The organism is Mycobacterium sp. BMJ-28, from assembly GCF_054404835.1.
In genome coordinates this window covers 4664403-4684242 of sequence record NZ_CM136783.1, presented here as the reverse complement: position 1 = coordinate 4684242, position 19840 = coordinate 4664403, and the positions used below count along the sequence as shown (strand labels likewise).

24 protein-coding genes are annotated in these 19840 nt (G+C 68.8%); 9 read left to right on the top strand and 15 right to left on the bottom strand.

The genetic code is table 11. From position 1 onward, the window contains the following. Position 1 precedes the first annotated feature (1 nt). Entirely contained in the window at positions 2-793 is a 792-nt protein-coding gene (locus tag ACXPWS_RS23250; RefSeq protein ID WP_458708912.1) for an SOS response-associated peptidase, read from the top strand. After that, positions 790-2256 carry a DUF7782 domain-containing protein gene (locus ACXPWS_RS23245; protein ID WP_458708911.1) on the top strand — a complete coding sequence of 489 codons (1467 nt, stop codon included), beginning with the start codon at positions 790-792 and terminating at the stop codon, positions 2254-2256. The genes ACXPWS_RS23250 and ACXPWS_RS23245 overlap by 4 nt, the downstream gene beginning before the upstream one ends. On the opposite strand, the gene ACXPWS_RS23240 is transcribed toward ACXPWS_RS23245, so the two are convergent. Genes ACXPWS_RS23240 through ACXPWS_RS23220 form a run of 5 tightly spaced genes read right to left on the bottom strand, consistent with a single transcriptional unit; the run spans position 2257 to position 5879 of the window. Further along, positions 2257-3030 (bottom strand): class I SAM-dependent methyltransferase, encoded by a 774-nt coding sequence (locus tag ACXPWS_RS23240; RefSeq protein ID WP_458708910.1) that lies wholly within the window; start codon positions 3028-3030, stop codon positions 2257-2259. Between the two features lie 14 nt (positions 3031-3044). After that, positions 3045-4184: a chromate efflux transporter gene (gene chrA, locus ACXPWS_RS23235; protein ID WP_458708909.1), complete on the bottom strand. Its 1140-nt coding sequence runs from the start codon at positions 4182-4184 to the stop codon at positions 3045-3047. 16 nt (positions 4185-4200) lie between these two features. Next, complete coding sequence (locus tag ACXPWS_RS23230; protein ID WP_458708908.1) at positions 4201-4518, bottom strand: GNAT family N-acetyltransferase; 318 nt, start codon at positions 4516-4518, stop codon at positions 4201-4203. Further along, positions 4515-5369, bottom strand: a complete 855-nt coding sequence (locus ACXPWS_RS23225; protein WP_458708907.1) for an SDR family oxidoreductase — start codon at positions 5367-5369, stop codon at positions 4515-4517. Before ACXPWS_RS23225 ends, ACXPWS_RS23230 begins: the two co-directional genes overlap by 4 nt. A 9-nt stretch (positions 5370-5378) precedes the next feature. Further along, complete coding sequence (locus ACXPWS_RS23220; protein ID WP_458708906.1) at positions 5379-5879, bottom strand: aminoacyl-tRNA deacylase; 501 nt, start codon at positions 5877-5879, stop codon at positions 5379-5381. Between the two features lie 193 nt (positions 5880-6072). Between ACXPWS_RS23220 and ACXPWS_RS23215 the strand changes: the two genes are divergently transcribed. Together ACXPWS_RS23215 and rsrA are read left to right on the top strand one after the other, a co-directional pair. Next, positions 6073-6720, top strand: coding sequence for a sigma-70 family RNA polymerase sigma factor (locus ACXPWS_RS23215; protein ID WP_458713661.1), 648 nt, complete (start codon positions 6073-6075; stop codon positions 6718-6720). Then, on the top strand, positions 6717-7025 hold the full coding sequence (rsrA, locus tag ACXPWS_RS23210) for a mycothiol system anti-sigma-R factor (protein ID WP_458708905.1): 309 nt from the start codon (positions 6717-6719) through the stop codon (positions 7023-7025). The genes ACXPWS_RS23215 and rsrA overlap by 4 nt, the downstream gene beginning before the upstream one ends. 64 nt (positions 7026-7089) lie before the next feature. Here rsrA and ACXPWS_RS23205 read toward each other — a convergent pair whose 3' ends face one another. Beyond that, positions 7090-7182 (bottom strand): 50S ribosomal protein bL37, encoded by a 93-nt coding sequence (locus tag ACXPWS_RS23205; protein ID WP_090355725.1) that lies wholly within the window; start codon positions 7180-7182, stop codon positions 7090-7092. Positions 7183-7320: 138 nt separating this feature from the next. Between ACXPWS_RS23205 and ACXPWS_RS23200 the strand changes: the two genes are divergently transcribed. Then, the gene (locus ACXPWS_RS23200; protein ID WP_024454384.1) at positions 7321-7536 is read left to right on the top strand and encodes a biotin/lipoyl-binding carrier protein; all 216 of its coding nucleotides are present in this window, start codon (positions 7321-7323) and stop codon (positions 7534-7536) included. A 15-nt stretch (positions 7537-7551) separates the two neighbouring features. Continuing rightward, on the top strand, positions 7552-9060 hold the full coding sequence (locus tag ACXPWS_RS23195) for a sensor histidine kinase (RefSeq protein WP_458708904.1): 1509 nt from the start codon (positions 7552-7554) through the stop codon (positions 9058-9060). A 103-nt stretch (positions 9061-9163) separates the two neighbouring features. On the opposite strand, the gene whiB1 is transcribed toward ACXPWS_RS23195, so the two are convergent. From whiB1 to ACXPWS_RS23180, 3 genes are all read right to left on the bottom strand, one after another. Further along, positions 9164-9418, bottom strand: coding sequence for a transcriptional regulator WhiB1 (gene whiB1 / locus ACXPWS_RS23190; RefSeq protein ID WP_036402183.1), 255 nt, complete (start codon positions 9416-9418; stop codon positions 9164-9166). A 250-nt stretch (positions 9419-9668) separates the two neighbouring features. Further along, the gene (locus ACXPWS_RS23185; protein ID WP_458708903.1) at positions 9669-10616 is read right to left on the bottom strand and encodes a diacylglycerol/lipid kinase family protein; all 948 of its coding nucleotides are present in this window, start codon (positions 10614-10616) and stop codon (positions 9669-9671) included. A gap of 25 nt (positions 10617-10641) precedes the next feature. Then, the gene (locus ACXPWS_RS23180; protein ID WP_458708902.1) at positions 10642-11529 is read right to left on the bottom strand and encodes a LysR family transcriptional regulator; all 888 of its coding nucleotides are present in this window, start codon (positions 11527-11529) and stop codon (positions 10642-10644) included. A 157-nt stretch (positions 11530-11686) separates the two neighbouring features. Between ACXPWS_RS23180 and pcaD the strand changes: the two genes are divergently transcribed. Genes pcaD through ACXPWS_RS23165 form a run of 3 tightly spaced genes read left to right on the top strand, consistent with a single transcriptional unit; the run spans position 11687 to position 13862 of the window. Beyond that, positions 11687-12439: a 3-oxoadipate enol-lactonase gene (gene pcaD, locus ACXPWS_RS23175; protein ID WP_458708901.1), complete on the top strand. Its 753-nt coding sequence runs from the start codon at positions 11687-11689 to the stop codon at positions 12437-12439. Further along, positions 12436-13212, top strand: a complete 777-nt coding sequence (locus ACXPWS_RS23170) for a CoA transferase subunit A (RefSeq protein WP_458708900.1) — start codon at positions 12436-12438, stop codon at positions 13210-13212. The genes pcaD and ACXPWS_RS23170 overlap by 4 nt, the downstream gene beginning before the upstream one ends. Further along, the gene (locus tag ACXPWS_RS23165) at positions 13209-13862 is read left to right on the top strand and encodes a 3-oxoacid CoA-transferase subunit B (RefSeq protein ID WP_458708899.1); all 654 of its coding nucleotides are present in this window, start codon (positions 13209-13211) and stop codon (positions 13860-13862) included. Before ACXPWS_RS23170 ends, ACXPWS_RS23165 begins: the two co-directional genes overlap by 4 nt. Here the strand turns inward: ACXPWS_RS23165 and ACXPWS_RS23160 are convergent. The 6 genes from ACXPWS_RS23160 to ACXPWS_RS23135 are packed head-to-tail and all read right to left on the bottom strand — an operon-like array spanning position 13828 to position 19839. Further along, complete coding sequence (locus ACXPWS_RS23160; protein ID WP_458708898.1) at positions 13828-15057, bottom strand: glycosyltransferase; 1230 nt, start codon at positions 15055-15057, stop codon at positions 13828-13830. The genes ACXPWS_RS23165 and ACXPWS_RS23160 overlap by 35 nt on opposite strands. Continuing rightward, entirely contained in the window at positions 15054-15671 is a 618-nt protein-coding gene (locus ACXPWS_RS23155) for a TetR/AcrR family transcriptional regulator (RefSeq protein ID WP_458708897.1), read from the bottom strand. The genes ACXPWS_RS23160 and ACXPWS_RS23155 overlap by 4 nt, the downstream gene beginning before the upstream one ends. Before the next feature lie 42 nt (positions 15672-15713). Beyond that, on the bottom strand, positions 15714-16220 hold the full coding sequence (locus ACXPWS_RS23150; RefSeq protein WP_458708896.1) for a M15 family metallopeptidase: 507 nt from the start codon (positions 16218-16220) through the stop codon (positions 15714-15716). Between the two features lie 10 nt (positions 16221-16230). Beyond that, positions 16231-16632 (bottom strand): YchJ family protein, encoded by a 402-nt coding sequence (locus tag ACXPWS_RS23145; protein ID WP_458708895.1) that lies wholly within the window; start codon positions 16630-16632, stop codon positions 16231-16233. Continuing rightward, positions 16622-17536: a LysR family transcriptional regulator gene (locus ACXPWS_RS23140; protein ID WP_458708894.1), complete on the bottom strand. Its 915-nt coding sequence runs from the start codon at positions 17534-17536 to the stop codon at positions 16622-16624. The genes ACXPWS_RS23145 and ACXPWS_RS23140 overlap by 11 nt, the downstream gene beginning before the upstream one ends. 23 nt (positions 17537-17559) lie before the next feature. Continuing rightward, positions 17560-19839, bottom strand: a complete 2280-nt coding sequence (locus ACXPWS_RS23135; protein ID WP_458708893.1) for a CaiB/BaiF CoA-transferase family protein — start codon at positions 19837-19839, stop codon at positions 17560-17562. Between the last annotated feature and the right edge of the window lies 1 nt (position 19840).

The window sequence follows — 19840 nt, the reverse complement described above, 5'->3', positions numbered from 1 at the left end:
TATGTGTGGGCGATTTGCGGTGACCACCGACCCGGCGCTGCTGGCGGAGAAAATCAAGGCTCTCGATGAGACCGCCGAGACGGCGAAACAGGCCCCGCCCAACTACAACGTCGCACCCACCACCACGGTGAGTGCCGTGGTCAAGCGGCATGACCATTCGCCGTCGCTTCGCTCGCCTGGCTCCGAGCCCGACGGCGAGTCGACCCGCCGGATCCGGTCGATGCGGTGGGGATTGGTGCCGCCGTGGGCCAAAGCCGGCGCCGACGGCGCGCCCGACACTAAGAAGGGGCCGCTGCTGATCAATGCCCGCGCCGAGACGCTGACCACCTCACCCGCGTTCCGCGGGTCGGCCAAGAACAAGCGGTGCCTGGTCCCGATGGACGGCTGGTACGAGTGGAAGCCGAATCCCGCCGCGGACGGAAAGAAGGCGTTCAAGACGCCGTTCTACATGTTCGCCGGTGACGGCGAGCCATTGTTCATGGCGGGCCTGTGGTCCACCTGGCGGCCGAAAGATGCGCCCAAGGACAGCCCCCCGCTGCTGAGTTGCACCATCATCACCACCGACGCGGCCGCGCAGCTCTCCGATATTCACGACCGGATGCCGCTGACCATCAGTGCGTCGGACTGGGACCGTTGGCTGGACCCCGACGCACCCATCGACGAGGGGCTGCTGCGCGGGCACGGCGATCTGGATCGCATCGAGATCCGCGAGGTGTCCCGGCTGGTGAACAGCATTCGCAACAACGGACCGGAACTGATCGAGCCCGCCGAACCCGAGCCGGGACTGTTTTGACCCCCGAATTGCTCGACGCGCTGGGTCAGGACCTGCGTACCGCCGGCTACACCGTCGACGGGGTCGCCGAACTGCTCGGCGACGACGTGCACGCCGCGCTCGGCCGCGGAGTGTGGTGGCCGGCGTTGCGTGCCTGCGATGCGGTCGACGGGCCGTTGGCCACTGTGGTCCGGCTGTTTCTGCTCGGCGCCGACGAGCGCCCTGACCGGGTCGCCGGGGCGTTCCCGTCGGCCGGTCTGGCCGCGCTGACGGCCTGCGGTGTGCTGCAGGACAGCGGTGAGACGGTGCGCGCGATACTCGATATCCGCCCGCACAGCGACGGCGAGCGGGACTTCCTGGTGGTCTCCGATCAGGATGCCGCCCTGCGCAGCGGACCCGTGCAGCCCGACCATGTGCTCGGTATCGGTGGCGCGTCGATGTCGCTGGCCCGTGCGGTGGTGCGCACGCCGGTGGCGCGGGCGCTGGACCTCGGTACCGGGTGCGGTATCCAGGCGCTGCACCTGAACTCGCACTGCGCAGGGATCGTGGCCACCGACACCAATCAGCGGGCGCTGACGCTGGCCGCGGCGACCGCCCGGCTCAACGGCATGTCCTGGGATTTGCGGCCGGGCAGCCTGTTCGAGCCGGTGGTGGGGGAGAAGTTCGATCTGATCGTGTCCAACCCACCGTTCGTGGTGGGTTCTGGTGCCCAGGACTATGTCTACCGCGATTCCGGTCTGGCGGGGGATGCGTTGTGCCGCAGCATCATCGAACAGGTCGGCGACCACCTCAACCCAGGTGGAACCGCCCAGATCATGGCCAATTGGATTGTCCGCGAAGATGATTGGCGCGGTCAGGTGCAGGGTTGGCTGGACGGCACCGGCTTGCACGCGTGGGTGGTGCAGCGTGAACTTGCCGATCCGGTCAGCTATGTCTCGCTGTGGCTGGCCGACGCCGGGGAGACACCGCAGCAGGCCGCCCGGCGCGGTGGGGCCTGGCTGGATTGGTTCATCGAGCAGGGCGTCACCGGTATCGGCATGGGACTGATCAACCTGCGGGTACCGAAACCGGGGGAATCACCCGAGCACGTCTTGGAGGAGATCCTCGACGAGCCGGTCACCGGGACGGAGGTCGAGGCGTTCTTCGCCCGGCGGGCGTATCTGCGCAACATCGCCGATGCCGATCTGCTGGGTGTGCGACTGTCCACCGCGCCGGTGTTGCTGGAGGAGCAATCCTTACCGGGCGAGCAGGGTTGGCAACAGATCGGCGCCGCGGTGCGCAGACCCGGTGGGCCGGCCGCCGTCATCGGCGTCGACGAGGTGTTGCGGGCCCTGCTGGCCGGCTGCCGGGGCGAGGTTCCGCTGGGCACGCTCATCGACCTGCTCGCCGCACACCACGGCGTGGAATCCGATGCGCTCGCGACGGCAGCGCTGCCCGAGATACGCGAGGCCATCGGCCGCGGAATCCTCTATCAGGCGCAGTGATCAGCGGCGGGCCGCGGTCACCACCGCATACGAGGCGCCGAACACCACCCCGCCGGGTTCGGCATGGGCCGCGAACGCCGCGCTGAATGCGTCCACCAGCCGGCTCCTGGTCGCGTCCTCGAGCCGGCCGAGAACAGCCAGGTGCATCGGCGACTCCGCGGTGACGAACCGCACCGCGTGCTGCACGGATGCGAATCGCCAAGGGTGCACACCGTTTTCGATGGTGACATCGGTGAATGCCTCGCCCAGCCGGGCCTCGGCGATCTCGGGTTGCCCCCACTGATCGGGGCTGTACGGCGCGGGCGGCGGCGAACCGAGGACGTCCATGATCGGATCGAAGAACGGGTTGTCGGCGTCGCGCACCCAGGTGGAGAAGCCGAGCACCCCGCCGGGGCGCACCAGCCGGGACAGCTCGGCGACCATCGCGACCGGCTCCACGAAGATGATGCCCATATTCGACACGGCCGCAGCGAAACCCGCGTCGGGCAGGCCGGTGGCACTGGCGTCGGCGGCCACCCAGCGCACCGCGCCGGCGCCAGGTTTGTCGGCGGCGATGGCGAGCAGTTCGGGGGTGATGTCCACGCCGGTGACCCGCGCGCCCGCCGCGGCGGCCGCCAGCGCCGCATTACCGGTGCCGCAGGCCAGATCGACCAGTTCGGTATCGCGCAGGGGCACCCGGGACCCGACCGCGGCCACCACCTCGTCGGCGATGGGGGCAATGCGCTCGGCGACGGATTCGTACCGCCCCGCGGACCAGATCGACGAGTCAGCCACGGCGCCAGCCTATGTCAGCCGACCGGCCAGCCGATCAGGTATGCGCCGACGCCCAGCGCCGCGGCGCCGACCAGGGTGCTGACCACACCCCGGCGGGCGACCAGCAGGGCCACCGCGGCCAGCGCCAGTACCCCGAACTGCCAGGCGTGCCGCGCTGACAGGGCCAGCGGCAGCGCGGACCCGGTGATCGCCCCGATGACCGCGGGCCCGGCACCGGTCAGGAATGCCTGCACGAACCGGTTCGCGCGCAGGGCGTCCAAATGCCTGCCCCCGGCGATCACCATGAGGAACGACGGGCCGAAGGCGAAGAGCGCGGCCAGCGCCGCGCCGCCGATCCCGGCAGCGGCGTACCCGACCACCGCGACGGTGTGCAGCACCGGTCCCGGGGTGATCTGGCCCAGGGCCACCGCATTGAGGAATTCGGCGTCGGTCATCCACTGGTGCCTGCGCACGGCGTCGTCCTGCATCAGCGGGATGATGACGAACCCGCCGCCGTAGGACAGGGCGCCCACCTTGAACGCCGTCCACACCAGGGCGGGGATCCCGGCCAGCGCCGGAGCAGCGGCCAGCAGCACCGGCCAGGCGTGCGCGGACGCCCGCGACGGCCCGGTGCGGGCCACGATCTCCAGTGCGCCGGCGGCGATCAGCACCAGCACCAGCCAGGGACCGGTCAGCGCCGCGGCGACGGCGCCCGCCATGAAGTAGCCGAGCCAGCGAGCCCTGGACCAGCGACCGGTTTCGGCCCGTCGCCAGCTGGACGGGATCAGCCCGACCGCGGCGTGCACCGCGACGGCCGCCACCGCGGCGCCGGCGCCGGCCGCGGCGCCTCGCGCCCAGCCGGGGGCGCCACCGGACAGGAAGAACGCGGCCAGCGCCAGGATGACGAACAGCCCGGGGAGGATGAACGCCAGGCCGCCGACGAGGGCGCCACGGATACCCCGCATCCGCCAGGCGGTGTAGATCGCCAGTTGGGTCGACGCCGGGCCGGGCAGCAGGTTCACCGCCGCGATGGCGTCCTCGAACTCGTCGGCGTCCAGCCACCGGCGCCGCTGCACGCACACGTCGCGCAGCATCGCGATATGGGTGGGCGGGCCGCCGAAGCCCAGACAGCCGATCCGGCCCCATTCGCGCGCGATCGTCGCAAGACCCACCACGTGTCGCGCCCCCAGGTCAGCGTCGGCGCACCAGTTCCACCGCTGCGTCGGTCACCGTGTCGACCGATCCGCTGAAATCCTGGTGCTTGTCCACGAAGCTTTTCACGAACGGGCACAGCGGCACGACCCGCAGGCCGCTGTCCACCGTGGCGCTCAAGGCTTGTCGAATCAATGTGCTGGCCAAACCTTTTCCGCCGAACTCGTCGCCGATTTGGGTGTGGAAGAAGATCCGCTGGCCGTCATGGTCGAGATACTCGGCGAAGCCGGCGAGCTCATCGCCGTAGAACACCTCGAACCGGGACTGTTGCGGGGCGGCGACCACCTCGGTGTTCATGCCGAGTATCCCGGCGGGTTCGGGGTGTCCACCCACAGGTCGACGCCGAGGTCGGAGCCCGGAATGCAGTCGTACACCGACAGATCGGTGACGCCGGAGTCGAGCAGCACGTCCTCGCACAGCAGGCTCTGCCCGGTGTATTCGCGGGCCGGTTTGGTGAACACGGCGTAGGCGGCATCGGAGTAGACCTCGGGTTTGCGGGCCCGGGCCATCGCCTCGTCGCCGCCCAGCAGGTTCTGCACCGCCGCGGTGGCGACCAGGGTCCGCGGCCACAGCGTGTTGGAGGCGATTCCCGCCTCGCGCATCTCCTCGGCGATGCCCAGCGCGCACAGCGTCATACCGAATTTGGCCATCATGTACGCCGTCGGCTTGAGCCATTCCGATTCCAGCCGCAGCGGCGGGGACAAGGTCAGGATGTGCGGGTTGGCGCGGCCCTTCATGTGCGGGATACAGGCCTGTGAGACGGCGTAGGTGCCGCGGATCTGGATGCCGTTCATCAGGTCGAAACGCTTGAGCGGCACTTCCTCGATGGACCCGAGGTTGATCGCCGAGGCGTTGTTGACGCACAGATCGATTCCGCCGAACTGGGCCACCGTTTGCTCCACCGCGGAGGCGACCGAGTCGCCGTCCCGGACGTCGCCGACGATGGGCAGCGCCTGGCCGCCGGCTTCCTCGATCTCCTTGGCCGCGGTGTAGACGGTGCCTTCGAGCTTGGGATGCGGTTCGGCGGTCTTGGCCAGCAGCGCGATATTGGCGCCGTCGGCGGCGGCGCGCTTGGCGATCGCCAGCCCGATACCGCGGCTGGCGCCGGAGATGAACATGGTCTTCCCGGACAGAGGCGCTTCAGTCATGGCCCTACCTTAGGCACCCTGGTCCGCGCGAACGTCGGCGATCACGGCATGGGTCGCGCTGATCAGGTCGTGCGGGGCCAGTGCGACATCCCAGCCGCACTTGCCCGCGCTGCACAGCACCGAGGGCCAGTTCAGTGCGGAGGCGTCGACGACGGTCGGCAGTGGCCGGCGCTGACCGAGCGGTGAGATCCCGCCGAGCACGTAGCCGGTGGACCGTTCGGCGGCGGCCCGGTCGGCCATCACCAACTTGGCGAAACCCAGCGCCGCGGCGGCGGCCTTCAGCGACAGTTTCGACGGCACCGGCAGCACCGCCACCGCCAGGTCACGCCCGGAGGCCAGCACCAGGGTCTTGAAGATCTGCCCCGGGTCCAGTCCGTGCGCGGCCGCCAGCTGGGCCACGGCCTCCTCGCCGAACGAGGCGGCCCGCGGGTCGTGGTCATACCGCAGGATCTGGTGTGCAACGCCTGCGCTGGTCAGGGCCGAGATGGCGGGGGTCGCTGCGCGTGCCACCGGGCCAGCCTAACGGCGGGGAACAAGTCCGCCCGGCACCGGCGTTACTGCTGGTGCGAGGGGGCGCAACGGTCGTCGGCAGGCTTTGTCGGTGGCAACCTTTAGGATCGTGGAAGGAGTTTTAGTGCCAACGGCATCTCTGCAACGCCCGGCGTACGTGCTGGAGCTGTTTGGTCATGCCGCGACGGAAGGGATGGGTCCTGTCACGATGACCGATATACACGAGGCGCCCGCCCCGACCGAAGAGACCGACGCCGAACTCACCGCCCGTTTCGAACGCGACGCCATCCCGCTGCTGGACCAGCTCTACGGTGGCGCGCTCCGGATGACGCGTAACCCCGCCGACGCCGAGGACCTGGTGCAAGAAACCATGGTCAAGGCGTACGCCGGGTTCCGGTCGTTCCGGGAGGGCACCAATCTGAAGGCGTGGCTCTACCGCATCCTGACGAACACGTACATCAACAATTACCGCAAAAAGCAGCGTCAGCCGGCCGAGTATCCGACCGAGGAGATCACCGACTGGCAGCTGGCGGCCAATGCCGAGCACACCTCGACGGGGCTGCGGTCGGCGGAGGTGGAGGCGCTCGAGGCGCTGCCGGACAGCGAAATCAAGGATGCTCTGCAAGCATTACCTGAGGAATTCCGCATGGCGGTCTACTACGCCGATGTCGAGGGATTCCCGTACAAGGAGATCGCGGAAATCATGGATACCCCGATCGGGACGGTGATGTCTCGACTGCACCGAGGCCGTAAGCAATTGCGCGAGCTGCTGGCCGATGTGGCCCGCGAGCGCGGATTCTTGCGTCACGAACAGCTCGCCAGCGAAGAGGTCTCGTCATGAGCGACGATTACGTGCGGCCGGACGAGCACACGTTCGTACCGCCGATCGGCCCGGTGGACCCCGATCACCCGGAGTGCGCCGCGGTGATCGCCGAGGTGTGGACGCTGCTCGACGGGGAGTGCACCGCCGAAACGCGGGACAAGCTGCGCCATCACCTCGACGAGTGCCCGACCTGTCTGCGCCATTACGGCGTCGAGGAGCGGGTGAAGAACCTGCTGGCCGCCAAGTGCGGGGAGAAGGCCCCCGACACCCTTCGTGCGCGCCTACGACTGGAGATCAGCCGCACCACCATCGTGCGGGGCTGAGCCGCCGCACAGACGAAACCGCCCGGACTCTGCGAGTCCGGGCGGTTTCGTTTTGCGACTAGGGTCAGCGCACTGACTTCGAGCCCGCGTTGGGCCGCTTGCCGTGGTTGGCCTTGGTGTGCTTGCGATCGCGCTTCTTACGGCCCCGCTTGGCCATGGTGTTACCTGCTTCCTCGGTGAATACTGTCGACGCTTTGTCTCCAGTGTCTCACGGCGCAGGCGGTGCTCTGTCCACGGCATGGTGTGGTTCGATAGAACCCTCAACAGCAGTGGTCGCCGGAAGAGTGGGGTGAAGATGGCCGAGGATGTGCGCGCCGAGATCGTGGCCAGTGTGCTCGAGGTCGTGGTGAAGAAGGGCGACCAGATCGGCGAAGGCGACACCTTGGTGCTGCTGGAGTCGATGAAGATGGAGATCCCGGTGTTGGCCGAGGTGGCGGGCACGGTCACCGAGGTGAGTGTGGCCGTCGGCGACGTCATCCAGGCCGGCGACCTCATCGCGGTCATCAGCTAGCTCCGGTAGCGGCTCGTGTCGACTCTCGGCGACCTTCTTGCCGAGCACACCGTTCTGCCCGGCAACGCCGTCGACCACCTGCACGCGGTGGTCGGCGAGTGGCAGCTGCTGGCTGACCTGTCCTTCGGCGACTACCTGATGTGGGTGCGTCGGGACGACCAGCGGCTGGTGTGCGTCGCCCAGGTACGGCCCAACACCGCCCCCACCGTGCTGCTGGCCGACGCGGTGGGCACCCTGCAGGACGGCGCCGCGATGCCCGTCGTGGTGGACGCCTTCGACTCCGGGGTCATCGGGCGGGAAAGCGACGGGGGCGAGCCCGATTCGCATGACGGCAACTGGCTGAACGTGGAGGCGGTCCCGGTCCGGCACCGTGATCAGGTCGTCGCGGTGCTCACGCATCAGACCGCCCTGGCCGACCGGCGCAAGACCAGTCCGCTGGAGCGGGCCTATCTGGACTGTGCGCGTGATCTGTTGCAGATGCTCAACGAAGGCACCTTCCCCAACGTCGGCGACGCCGCCATGTCACGTTCCAGCCCCCGGGTGGGCGACGGGTTCATCCGTCTGGACGTCGAAGGCGACGTGACCTTCGCCAGTCCCAATGCGCTGTCGGCGTATCACCGGATGGGGTTGAACGCCGAACTGGAGGGGCACAACCTGATCGCAGTCACGCGTCCGCTCATGATGGACCCGTTCGAGGCCCAGGAACTCGCCAAGCACGTGCGGATCTCGGTGGCCGGTGGGGCCAGCACCCGGATGGAACTCGATGCGGGCGGGGCCGCCGTGCTGCTGCGCACCATCCCGCTGCTGACCGGTGGGGAATCGGCCGGGGCGGCCGTGCTGATCCGCGACGTCACCGAGATCAAGCGGCGCGACCGGGCGCTGCTGTCCAAGGACGCGACCATCCGGGAGATCCACCACCGGGTGAAGAACAATCTGCAGACGGTGGCCGCGCTGCTGCGGTTGCAGGCCCGCCGGACCAACAATGCCGAGGGCCGGGAGGCGCTCAACGAGTCGGTGCGCCGGGTATCGTCCATCGCCCTGGTGCACGACGCGTTGTCGATGTCGGTGGACGAAGAGGTCAACCTCGACGAGGTGGTCGACCGCATCGTGCCGATCATGAACGACGTCGCGTCCGTGGACAGTCCCATCAGGATCACCCGCGAGGGTGATCTGGGCGTGCTGGACGCCGACCGGGCGACCGCGCTGATCATGGTGATCACCGAGCTGGTACAGAACGCCCTGGAGCACGCGTTCGACAGTCAGGCGCGCGGGGAGGTGACCATCCGCGCCGAGCGCTCCTCGCGGTGGCTCGATGTCGTGGTGCACGACGACGGGCGGGGTCTTCCCGAGGGTTTCAGCCTGGAGAAATCCGACCGGCTGGGTCTGCAGATCGTGCGCACCCTGGTATCGGCCGAACTGGACGGCTCGCTCGGGATGCACGATGTCGCGACCGGCGGCACCGACGTGGTGTTGCGGGTGCCCATCGGCCGGCGCAGCAGATTCACCCTCGACGGCAAATTGTGATCAGAAACATGAAATTCCACGCCGAAACTGAGGTAATGCTGTCAATTCAAAAAAGTGCGGCTCCGCCGAATTCGGCGGAGCCGCAGCAGTTTGCGGGGCAGCGTCAGACGCCGCTGCGTGCCTTCGTGCGAGCGTTGCGACGCTTGAGCGCGCGGCGCTCGTCCTCGCTCATGCCGCCCCAGACACCGGCGTCCTGACCGGACTCAAGTGCCCAGCTGAGGCATTCGGTGGTCACCGGGCAGCGGTTGCAGACGAGCTTCGCGTCAGCAATCTGCGCGATGGCCGGGCCGCTGTTTCCCACGGGGAAGAACAGTTCCGGATCTTCGTCGCGACAGACCGCCTTGTGGCGCCAATCCATGAGTCCAACTCCTTAACGTTTGCGCGCGGAAGCACGCGAGGTTTTTCTTCGGCTGTTGTTAACGCGTGCATATGAAATGTTTCTGCACTGTTGCATCCGATGCTTTCACAGGCTGAACAGATGTCAATAGCGGCGCGTTAACTCGTGGGCAATGTCACTGCCCGGGCGGGTTACCTGACCCCTCACCCGTTTGTACTACACTCAACTCACTTGCGCTCAAAAATTTTTGAGGGTTCGATAAAGCTGCTGGTCACGCCGTTTCTGGCGGGGGCGCGACGACGGCCAGAGCATCGGGCACCGACGTGAACGTCATGGTTTCCCGCTTTCCGATGTAATCGCCGTCGATCTGACAGTCCACGGGTGTGGCACTGCTCACGCGCAGCCACGGCAGGTCGTCCTCGCGGATCAGATGCCGGGCCTTGATGTCCGGCTTGGCCGACACCATCCGCCGCACCAACCCGAGGTTGGCCCAGACGTTCATGCTGGTGGTCGCGAACACCCCCAAGCCGGTGTCGAAGGTCGTGGTCGGGTTCGTCCATACCGGACGCGTGTTGGCATAGGTCCACGGGCTGGAGTTGGACACGAAGGCGAAGTGCACGCCTGTCACCGGTTCCCGGCCGGGCAGATACAGCGTCAGTGCCGGCTCTTTGCGCGCGCTGGCCAGCACCTCGCGGATCGCCACCCGGATGTAGCGCGATGCGGTGACCTTGCGGCCCTTCGCGCGCTGCGCCTCCACCGCGGCCACCACGGCGCCGTCCACGCCCATGCCTGCGGTGAACACCCCCCACCGGTCGCCGCAGTGCATCAGACCGATCCGGCGCCAGCGGGCGCCGTTGCGGTGCGCGCTGAGCAGGTCGATCAGTTGGTTGGTGGCCTCGATCGGATCGGGGCTGATGCCCAGCGAGCGGGCGAACACGTTGGCCGAGCCGCCCGGCACCACACCGACCGCCGGTGCGTGCGGCCCTCCGCTCTGCTGGATGCCGTTCACCACCTCGTTCACCGTGCCGTCGCCGCCGTGCACGATCACCACGTCGATGCCCGTCGCGCAGGCCTCCTGGCCGATCTCGATGGCATGCCCGCGGTGGTTGGTGTGCACGACCGTCAGATCGGTGCGGCTCTCCAGGGCGTGGGCGAGCAGGTCACGTCCTGCGGCGGTGGTCGACGTAGCGTTCGGGTTCACGATCAGGACGGCACGCACGGGGTATGAGCCTAACCCCGATCGGCTACCTGCCGGCTTCGTCGCGCAGCACCCGCAGCACGTTGGCGATCAGCGCGGCGCGCTCCCCGGGCAGGTGGGCCGCGACCAGGTCGACGCCCAGGCTCGTCGGTGTCAGCGGCAGATAGCGCACTCCGGCGATGTCGAGCGCGGCGGTCGGTGCGGGCACGAGCGCCACGCCCAGCCCCGCGGCCACCAAGGTGACCAACGTGGAGGTCTCCATCACCTCGTGCCGCACCCTCGGGACGAATCCTGCGTCGGCGCAGGCGGCGAAGACAGTGCTGCTCATCACCGAACGGCCCTGGCCCGCATGAGAGATGAAGTCGGCGTCCCGCAGGTCCTCGACGGCAACTGTGCGGTGGCCGGCCAGCGGGTGGCCGACCGGCAATGCCACCAGCAACCGGTCGCGGCGGATCGTCTCGGTGACGATGTCGTCGTGGCGCACCGGCGGGCGCAGCAGCGCCAGGTCGATGTCGCCGGCGGCCAATGCCGCCAACTGCGCCGGGGCGAGCATCTCGCCGCGCACGCTGACCTCGACTCCGGGCAGCGCGTCGCCCAGTGCCCGCACCAGCCTGGGCAGTAGTGAGTAGGTGGCCGAGCCGACGCATCCGATGGACAGGTGGCCTTCGGTGCCTGCGGCGATCCGCCTGGCTTGTCGGCCGGCGTCGTCGACCGCATCCAGGATCTGCACGGCGCGGGCATGGAAAGCCCGACCCGCAGGGGTGAGTTCGACGCTGCGGGTGGTGCGGGTCAGCAGGGTGACGCCCAGTTCCGCCTCGAGGTGCCGGATCTGCTGGGACAGCGGCGGCTGCGCGATGTGCAGGCTGCCCGCGGCGCGGCCGAAGTGCAGGTGTTCGGCGACGGCGCGGAAATAGCGTAAGTGGCGAAGCTCCACCTTTAAGACTGTAGACCTATCAATAGCGCCGATCTAAGTACTTCACGATATGGCTGACGCGCCCTAGGGTCGGATCCATGGACGTCGTGATCTGCAGCCCGAACCGCACGCCGGTGGGCGGGGGACAGCGCCCGGCCGCGGTGTTCGAGATGGTCAGATGAGCGCCGTCGACGTGCACGCGGTGGTGACCGGCTCCGGTCCGGCGGTGGTGCTTTCCAATTCGCTGGGTTCCGACCACCGCATGTGGGACGCCCAATTGGCCGATCTGGAACAGCATTTCACCGTCGTACGCTATGACACCCGCGGCCACGGCGCCTCGCCGGTGCCCGTGGGCCCGTACTCCATCGATGATCTCACCGACGATCTGGTCGCCCTGCTGGACCGGCTTCATATCGCGCGGGCCCATCTGGTCGGTCTGTCGCTGGGCGGGATGACGGCCATGCGACTGGCGGCCCGCAACCCCGAACGCGTCGGGCGGATGGTGCTGTTGTGCACCGGAGCCCAATTGCCCCCGGCCCAGGCCTGGACCGAACGGGCCGCAACGGTGCGGGCCGGCGGCAGCGCCGCGGTCGCCCCCGCGGTGGTGGCACGCTGGTTCAGTCCCGGCTACACCGGTGACCGCGTGCAGTGGGAAGACATGGTTGCCGGCACGCCCGCCGAAGGCTACGCGGGATGTTGCGAAGCGATCGCGGAAATGGACCTGCGCGAACAGCTTTACGCCATCAAGGCGCCCACCCTGGCCATCGCCGGTGCAGAGGACCCGGCCACCACGCCCGTCAAACTTGCCGAGATCGCCGACGCCATCCCGGGCGCCCGGCTGCTGGTGGTCGACGATGCGGCACACCTGGCCAACGCCGAGCAGCCCGCCGTCGTCACCCCCGCGATCATCGATCACCTGGAGCAGTCATGACCCTGAACAAGGTCGTCGGCTCGGCCGCCGATGCGGTCGCCGATATCCCGCACGGTGCAAGCCTGGCCGTCGGCGGTTTCGGATTGGCCGGAATCCCTTGGTTTCTCATCGGTGCCCTGCTGGAGCAGGGTGCCGGGGACCTCACCGTCGTCAGCAACAACTGCGGTGTGGACGGTGCCGGTCTGGGCCTGCTGCTCGACGCCCGCCGGATCAGTCGCGTGGTGGCGTCCTACGTCGGGGAGAACAAGGAGTTCGCCCGGCAGTACCTCAACGGTGAACTCACGGTGGAGCTCACCCCGCAGGGCACGCTGGCCGAGCGGATGCGGGCCGGCGGCAGCGGAATCGGTGCCTTCTTCACCCCGACCGGCGTGGGAACCCTGGTGGCCGAGGGTGGTCTGCCGTGGCGCTACCACACCGACGGATCGGTCGCGCTGGCCTCGCCGGCCAAGGAGGTACGCACGTTCGGCGGTAAGGAGATGGTGCTGGAGGAGTCCATCGTCACCGATTACGCGCTGGTGCGTGCCGCCGTCGCCGACAAGGCCGGCAACTGCAAATTCCATGCCGCCGCACGCAATTTCAACCCACCGGCGGCCATGTCGGGCCGGATCACCGCGGTCGAAGCCGAACGTGTCGTCGAGGTGGGCGAGTTGCATCCCGACGAGATCCACCTGCCCGGAATCTTCGTGCAGCGCGTCGTGGAACTGACTCCGGAACAGGCCGCGCACAAGGACATCGAGAAGCGCACCACCCGCGCCAGAGGAGCCGACCGATGAGCTGGACCCGCGACGACATGGCGGCGCGCGCCGCCGGTGAACTGCGTGAAGGCGACTACGTCAACTTGGGCATCGGGCTACCCACGCTGATTCCCGATCACCTCCCCGAAGGGTCGGACGTCACCCTGCACGCCGAGAACGGCATCCTCGGCGTCGGCCCGTTCCCGTTCGACGACGAGGTGGACCCCGATCTGGTGAACGCGGGCAAGCAGACCGTGTCCGTCGTGCCGGGTGCGTCGTTCTTCGACTCCGCCACCAGTTTCGCGATGATCCGCGGCGGCCACGTCGACCTCGCCGTGCTGGGCGGCATGCAGGTCGCCGCCAACGGGGATCTGGCCAACTGGATGGTGCCCGGGTCGATGGTCAAGGGCATGGGCGGCGCGATGGATCTGGTCAGCGGTGCCGGGCGGGTCATCGTGCTGATGGACCATGTCGCCAAATCCGGTGCGGCCAAGCTGGTGTCGGCCTGCGACCTGCCGTTGACCGGTAAGGGCGTGGTGAGCCGGGTCATCACCGACCTCGGGGTGTTCGATGTGACCGGCGACGGTTTCGCAGTGGTCGAGCTCGCCCCCGGCGTCGAGTACGAGGAAGTGGTCGCCAAGACCGGTGCGGCGGTCAGCGGTCTCCCCGGTGCAGATGCTCCTGAATGAGCGAAACCGCCTGTCCGACACCATCTTCAGCAACGATATCGGCGGCGATACCCGCGGTGCGGAACCGCAACGCGGTAGTGCCGCCGAACGCGGCGGCCAGTTTCTCGGCGGTGAGCCGGCGCTGCGGGATGATCGCACTGCACGCCCCGAGATTCTGTAGTCGCCGAGCCCAGAACGGCCCGTCGCCGTAGCCGGGGAGTGCGACGGCGGGCGCACCGGCCCGCAGACCCGCGCCCACCGTGCCGGCGCCGCAATGATGTGCGACGGCCGACACCTGCGGGAACAACCACTCGTGTGGTACCTCGCCGATCGTCAACACGTCCGCGCCGGTGGCTTCCAATGCCGCCCAACCCGACTGCACGATCATCCGGACGCCGGCCAGTTCGGCGGCGCGGACGAAGATCGCGGAGAGTTCGCGGGCGCGGGCGGCACTTGTCATCACGCTTCCCAGGCCGACGAACACCGGCGGCGGGCCGGCCGCCAGGAATGCGGTCAGTTCGGCCGGCGGCCGCCAGTGCGGCGATGCCGGTGGCCACCAATAGCCGGTGATCTGCAAACCGGGGCGCCAGTCCGCCGGCCGCGATGCGACGACGGGCGAGTAGCCGTGCAGCACCGTCCAATCGGATCGGGTGCGCGCGGCTCGCAACGCGCGGGTGGACGCCCTCGGAAGACCGAGCCGGCGACGGAGGTCGGCGACCACGCCACCGTACAGGCGGTCGACGGACCAGGCCCCGGTGTCGGCGACCAATCGGTTGCCGCGCGCCCCGGCCGACCAGGCGCCGAGCACCGCCGGCGGATGCGCGGCCGTCGCCGACAATGGTTGTAACCGAACCCCCAGCGCGGGAATGTCTTTGGCTTCGGCCAGCGGGTGGCCGGCCATCTCGGCGAACGGTGAGAGCAACAACATGTCGGCCGGCTCGTCGGCGACGGCGTCCAGGATCGAGTACCCCAGCCGGCGCATGCCTGCGGGTGCGGCGAAGTCCGCGAACCCCCGCGCGGGATCGGCATCGGCACCGATGTCCACGGCGGCCGGGAGCTCGCGAAAAGTCAAGCCGCAGTCGGTGATCATGGCGGCGAACGGAGAGTATGCCGCCACGGCGACGTCATGCCCGGCGCGGGTGAGGCCGACCCCGAGACCGGCCAGCGGGGCGACGTCGCCGCGACTGCCGACGGCCACGATGACGATGCGGCTCATCTGGTCGCACCCACCGCAGTGCTGAAGATCAGCACCAGATCCTCGCCGTAGGCCTTGGCGTCGAAATCGGGCTGCCCCAGGATCTTCTCCACCACGGCGTTGACCGCCCCGCGTAGTGCGATCGCCATCGAATCCACCGGGAAATCGCCGAACTCGCCGTCGCCGCGGCCGGCCGCCAGGATGTGCTGCGGATCGAGGGCCGCCAGCTGGGCGCCGAGCTCCGCGTTCATCCCGAGTTCGGCGAATCGGCGCCCGTCGGTAGGGGAGTAGTCGGCGCTGATCTGGGTCAGGGCGACCAGGTGCGCGCGGTGGGTGTCGAAGTACGCCACGTTGGCGCGGATATAGGCGGCCAGCTTGCCGCCGGCGGTGGTCTCGGCTGCCACGGCGGGAACCACGACGTCCAAAGCGGCGCGGTACATCGCCTCGATGATGGCGTCGACCAGGTTGTCCTTGGAGCCGAAGTGGTAGAGCACGGCGCTCATCGCCACGCCGACATGGTCGGCGATCTTGCGAATCGAGGCTTTGGTCCAGCCGATCTCGGCGATCACCTCGATGGCGCCGGCAATGATCTGGGCGCGCCGGGCCGACTGGATGAACGTCGGCTCAGATCGCATGATCGAAGATTAGATCAGTTGATCTATTTTTGGAAGGGGCGCTCAGCCCGCGGCGTCGGGCAGCAGCGCCGGGCAGTTCCCGTACGGGTCGGCCGTCAGCTCGAAATGCCACAACTCGTTGGCGTAGGCCCGGCACAACCCGAACCGTGCACCGTTGGCGATCAGCCACTGGTCGGCCCCCGTCCCGCCGACGTCGACCGCCGCTCCGAACACGTGTTTGGAGTGTTCCGGGGTCTGCACGTACTGACGGGCCGCGGCGAGGTTGCCGTAGGTCGCCACCGCGTCGTCCAGCAGTCGCTGCTGGAACTCGGGCGATCGCCAGCCCGAGGTGATCGTCATATTGATGCCGTCGGCCGCCGCGGCGGTGGTGGCATGCTGAACGGCATTCAGGAGCGCCGGATCCAGCCGCCCGATCGCCGGATTCTGCACGTCGAACGCCGTGAGCACCTGGTCGTTCGTCAAGGAGCCGTCGGCGGTGTCGGCCAGCGCCGCGGGTGCCGCCACCATCGCACCGACGATCACCGCGCCCATCGCCATCGTCATCCGCATGACGGTCAGCCTACGGACGGTCCCCGGGAAACACACCGTCGACATAACACCACGCCCGGCCGTCGCCGCGGCGGAACCGGCTGCGCTCGTGCAGGATCTGCCGGCGGCCGTCCTGGACGTACTGGGCGCGGAATTCGACCACCCCGGTCTCGTCATCCGGGCCGCCGGCCTCGGTATCCACGATCTGCAGGCGCCGCCAGACAATGTCGTCATCGAGCTCGAGGCCGTCGGGGCGGGTGGCGCGATCCCAACTGGTCAACAGGTACGAGGCGTCGCCACGCGCGAAAGCGCTGAAACGCGAACGCATCAGCGCCTCGGCCGTGTCGGCGGTCCGCTCGCCCCGGTGCAGCGGGCCGCAGCACCGCTCGTAGTCGACACCCCACCCGCAGGGGCAGTCATCGTCACGGGACACGGGCCAGCTCCAGATCGACGCCGAGCTGATCCACCACAACTTCCAGATCGGGCCGGTCGGCCACCCACGCCAGTGCGATTTCGGCTGGCGCCCAGGTGCTTTCATCGATCGGGATGAGTTTGAACTCCGGTGGGGAGAAGATCCGGCCGATGAACGACGCGGGCGCGTAGCTCACCACCGCCACCAGATGACGGTTGAAGACCTGAGTGGCCATTTCCAGCTCACCGCCCAACTGGTTGGTGGTGCGCACGATCCTGGTCACGCCGCGGGCGTTGAGCCTGCGGGTCAGACCGGCCAGCACCACCGGATTCGGCCGGGCGAAGTCGATCACCACGTCCCGGTCGCGCAGCGCATCGATGCCGATCTGATCGTGCACGGCCAGCGGATCGTCATAGCGCACCGCGACCGCCCCCTGATACCGCGCCACGACGCGGTGGCGCAGCCGCTTGTTCGACGACGGCAGGTGGATCAGCCCGATCTCCAGGTGCCCGGACACCAATTTGGCGGTCACCTCCGCGGCCGAGCCGGGCAGGCTGAACTCGGTGACCATCGGCAGTGTGGCTACCGTGCTCTCCAGCAGCGCAAGGAAATCCGACGGCGCGTAGGCGGTGGCCCCGATCCGCACGGGTGCGTCCGCCCCGGTGAGGCGCGCCGCGGTGGCCTTCAAATCGTCCACCCGGCGCAGGATGTCACGCGCCGGGCCGAGCAGCTGTGCGCCCAGCGCGGTCAGCCGGACATCGTGATAGTGCCGTTCGAACAGCGGGCCGCCGAGTTCGCGTTCCAGCAGTTTGATCTGCTTGCTCAGCGGGGGCGGGGTGATCATCAGCCGGTCGGCGGCGCGTTTGAAGTGCAACTCGTCGGCGACCGCGACGAAGTACCGCAACCGGGTGATGTCGATACCCATGATCCCCGCATCGTACGAGGTCCTCAGCTCGCGGCGATCTCCAGCACGCCGCGCGCGAGCAGCTCGTCGATTTCGGCGTCGGGTAGTCCCAGCAGCTCACGGGCGATCTCCCGGGTCTGCTGGCCCAGCAGCGGGGCCTGCCGCAGCGGCGGGTCGGCGATCCGTTCGGAGTGGATCTGCACGTTCTCCAACACGAACGGCTCCGCCCCATGAGGGTGCAGCTCCTCGCGGAAATCGCGGCGCGCGACGTAGTACTCCCAATCCGGGACGTCGGCGGCGTGCAGCACCGCACCGGCCGGCACGCCCGCGGCCTGTAGCAGTTCCATGGCCTCGCCCGGGGTGTGCTGGGCCGTCCACGTGGGCAGGTCCAGGTCACCGATCACCGCCCGCAGCGATTCCTCGTCGGCGGCATCCCGCACGGTCACCGCGACCCAGGCGTCCACGCCGGCGCACGGGAACATCCCCCAGGGCCGGTCCGGTTCGGCGGGCCGGGCGTGCCCGGCGCGCGCCAGCACCTCACCGGCGATCTCGGCGGCCAGATGGCTGAGCATCACCTCCGACTGCGCGACGCTCCCCGAGCCGCCGGCGCCGGTGCGTTCCCGCCGCAGCAGCAGGGCCAGCGCGGTCAGCGCGCCGATCCGGGCGGCCACATGGTCGGGATACACGGTGACGGTGTCGCAGAATGCGTCCTGGGGCGAGGGGGGAGTGTCGGGCTCGCCGGGATACACCCACAGATCGGTGAAACCCGCGGCCGCACGCACCAGGGGGCCGTACCCCATCCGCGCGGCCCACGGCCCGGTCGGTCCGAACGCCGAACTGTCCACCACCACGATGCCGGGATTGACCGTGCGCAGCGTGGCGTGGTCCATGCCGAGCGTGGCGGCCACACCGGGTTTGAAGTTGGTCAGCACCACATCGGACATCGCGACCAGCCGGTGCGCCAGCGCCCGGCCCTCGGCGCCACGCAGGTCGATGCCGATGGACCGCTTGTTGCGATGCCCGGCCGCGTAGGTGTGGCTCACCGACGTCAGATTGCCGCGCAGCCCGTCCGGGAACGCCGAGTTCTCGATCTTCACCACGTCGGCACCCAGATCGCCGAACAGCCGGCCGGTGTCGCTGCCGACCACGATCACCCCGAGGTCGAGCACCCGAACACCCTCCAGGGGCAGGCCTTCGTCCCGGCGTGGCCGGGCGGCCAGCACCGGCGCACCGCGAGGCCGCGGGCGAACCTGCGCGGGCGCGTTGAGTGCGCTGGCCCGGACACCGTCCACCTCGCTGACGCCCACCGGTACCGGAACCCGCAGCCCCGCACCGAGATCCACCTCCCGGAAGAACCCGCGTTGTTCGGCCTGTTCGGTGCGCAGTGCCTCGGACACGGTCAGCACCGCCGCGGTGGGCACGCCGTGGCGCTGGCCCTCGGTCTCCAACTCGGCCCGGGTCCGGTCGGCGCAGAACCGGCCGATCGCGCCCAGCAATGCCGGCGAACTGAGTCGCACCCGCAAGCCGTCGAAGGACGGGTCGGCGAACTCGTCGGGGCGACCCATCCACTCGAACATGCCGTGCCACTGCCGTTTGGCCAGCAGGCAGATCCGCACGTGGCCGTCCTTGCACGCGATGATCGGGTAGCGCAGGCGCTCGGCGTTCCAGTCGCGCCGCTGCGCGTTCAGCGCCACCCCGCCCGACGCCGTGCCCGCCGTGCCGTATGGCGGATCGAGGGTCTGCATGGCGCCGTCGAGCACCGAGAAGTCGATGTGATCGCCTGTCCCGGTGCGTAATCGGTCCAGCAAGACGCTGACGGTCAGCACCGCGGCCTGCGCTGCGGCGACATGATAGGGCAGATGCTGGCCGGGCGGGACCAGAGGTTCACGGCCAGGAATGCCTGAGCGGGACAGCTCACTGGTCAGCGCATGCAGCACCGGCGTGCTGGCCTGCCAGCCGCGAAACCTGGTGTCCCGGCCGAAATCGCTGATGGACAGGATCACCAGTCCAGGATGTGCGAGCCGGATCGCCTTGACCGACAGCGTGTTTTCTTCCACCGAACCCGGTCGGGTGTCCTCGATCAGGATATCGGCGCCGGCGAGTGTCTGGTCCCAGTTTGCCGGGTCCACCTCGAGCGTGGTCATCCCGTGCCGGTTGATCGCGGTGGCCAGCGGCGCAGGCCCGACGCTCGGATTGCTGACTCCCGGGAGCAGGACGGGGGCGACCTGGGCGCCGAGATCGGCCAGGAGGCGCCCGACGGCGGTCATCGGCCCCGACGACAGGTCCAGGATCTGCACCCCGGACAGGGGTGGGTCGTAATCCATC

Coding starts and splice junctions, on each gene's coding strand:
- ACXPWS_RS23225 (WP_458708907.1), bottom strand. CDS start 5,369: ATGACTGAAGCGCCTCTGTCCGGGAAGACCATGTTCATCTCCGGCGCC.
- rsrA (WP_458708905.1), top strand. CDS start 6,717: ATGAGCGACGATTACGTGCGGCCGGACGAGCACACGTTCGTACCGCCG.
- ACXPWS_RS23155 (WP_458708897.1), bottom strand. CDS start 15,671: ATGCGATCTGAGCCGACGTTCATCCAGTCGGCCCGGCGCGCCCAGATC.
- whiB1 (WP_036402183.1), bottom strand. CDS start 9,418: ATGGATTGGCGCCACAAGGCGGTCTGTCGCGACGAAGATCCGGAACTG.
- ACXPWS_RS23135 (WP_458708893.1), bottom strand. CDS start 19,839: ATGGATTACGACCCACCCCTGTCCGGGGTGCAGATCCTGGACCTGTCG.
- ACXPWS_RS23160 (WP_458708898.1), bottom strand. CDS start 15,057: ATGAGCCGCATCGTCATCGTGGCCGTCGGCAGTCGCGGCGACGTCGCC.
- ACXPWS_RS23230 (WP_458708908.1), bottom strand. CDS start 4,518: ATGAACACCGAGGTGGTCGCCGCCCCGCAACAGTCCCGGTTCGAGGTG.
- ACXPWS_RS23250 (WP_458708912.1), top strand. CDS start 2: ATGTGTGGGCGATTTGCGGTGACCACCGACCCGGCGCTGCTGGCGGAG.
- pcaD (WP_458708901.1), top strand. CDS start 11,687: ATGAGCGCCGTCGACGTGCACGCGGTGGTGACCGGCTCCGGTCCGGCG.
- ACXPWS_RS23200 (WP_024454384.1), top strand. CDS start 7,321: ATGGCCGAGGATGTGCGCGCCGAGATCGTGGCCAGTGTGCTCGAGGTC.
- ACXPWS_RS23150 (WP_458708896.1), bottom strand. CDS start 16,220: ATGCGGATGACGATGGCGATGGGCGCGGTGATCGTCGGTGCGATGGTG.
- ACXPWS_RS23205 (WP_090355725.1), bottom strand. CDS start 7,182: ATGGCCAAGCGGGGCCGTAAGAAGCGCGATCGCAAGCACACCAAGGCC.
- ACXPWS_RS23165 (WP_458708899.1), top strand. CDS start 13,209: ATGAGCTGGACCCGCGACGACATGGCGGCGCGCGCCGCCGGTGAACTG.
- ACXPWS_RS23215 (WP_458713661.1), top strand. CDS start 6,073: ATGGGTCCTGTCACGATGACCGATATACACGAGGCGCCCGCCCCGACC.
- ACXPWS_RS23170 (WP_458708900.1), top strand. CDS start 12,436: ATGACCCTGAACAAGGTCGTCGGCTCGGCCGCCGATGCGGTCGCCGAT.
- ACXPWS_RS23140 (WP_458708894.1), bottom strand. CDS start 17,536: ATGGGTATCGACATCACCCGGTTGCGGTACTTCGTCGCGGTCGCCGAC.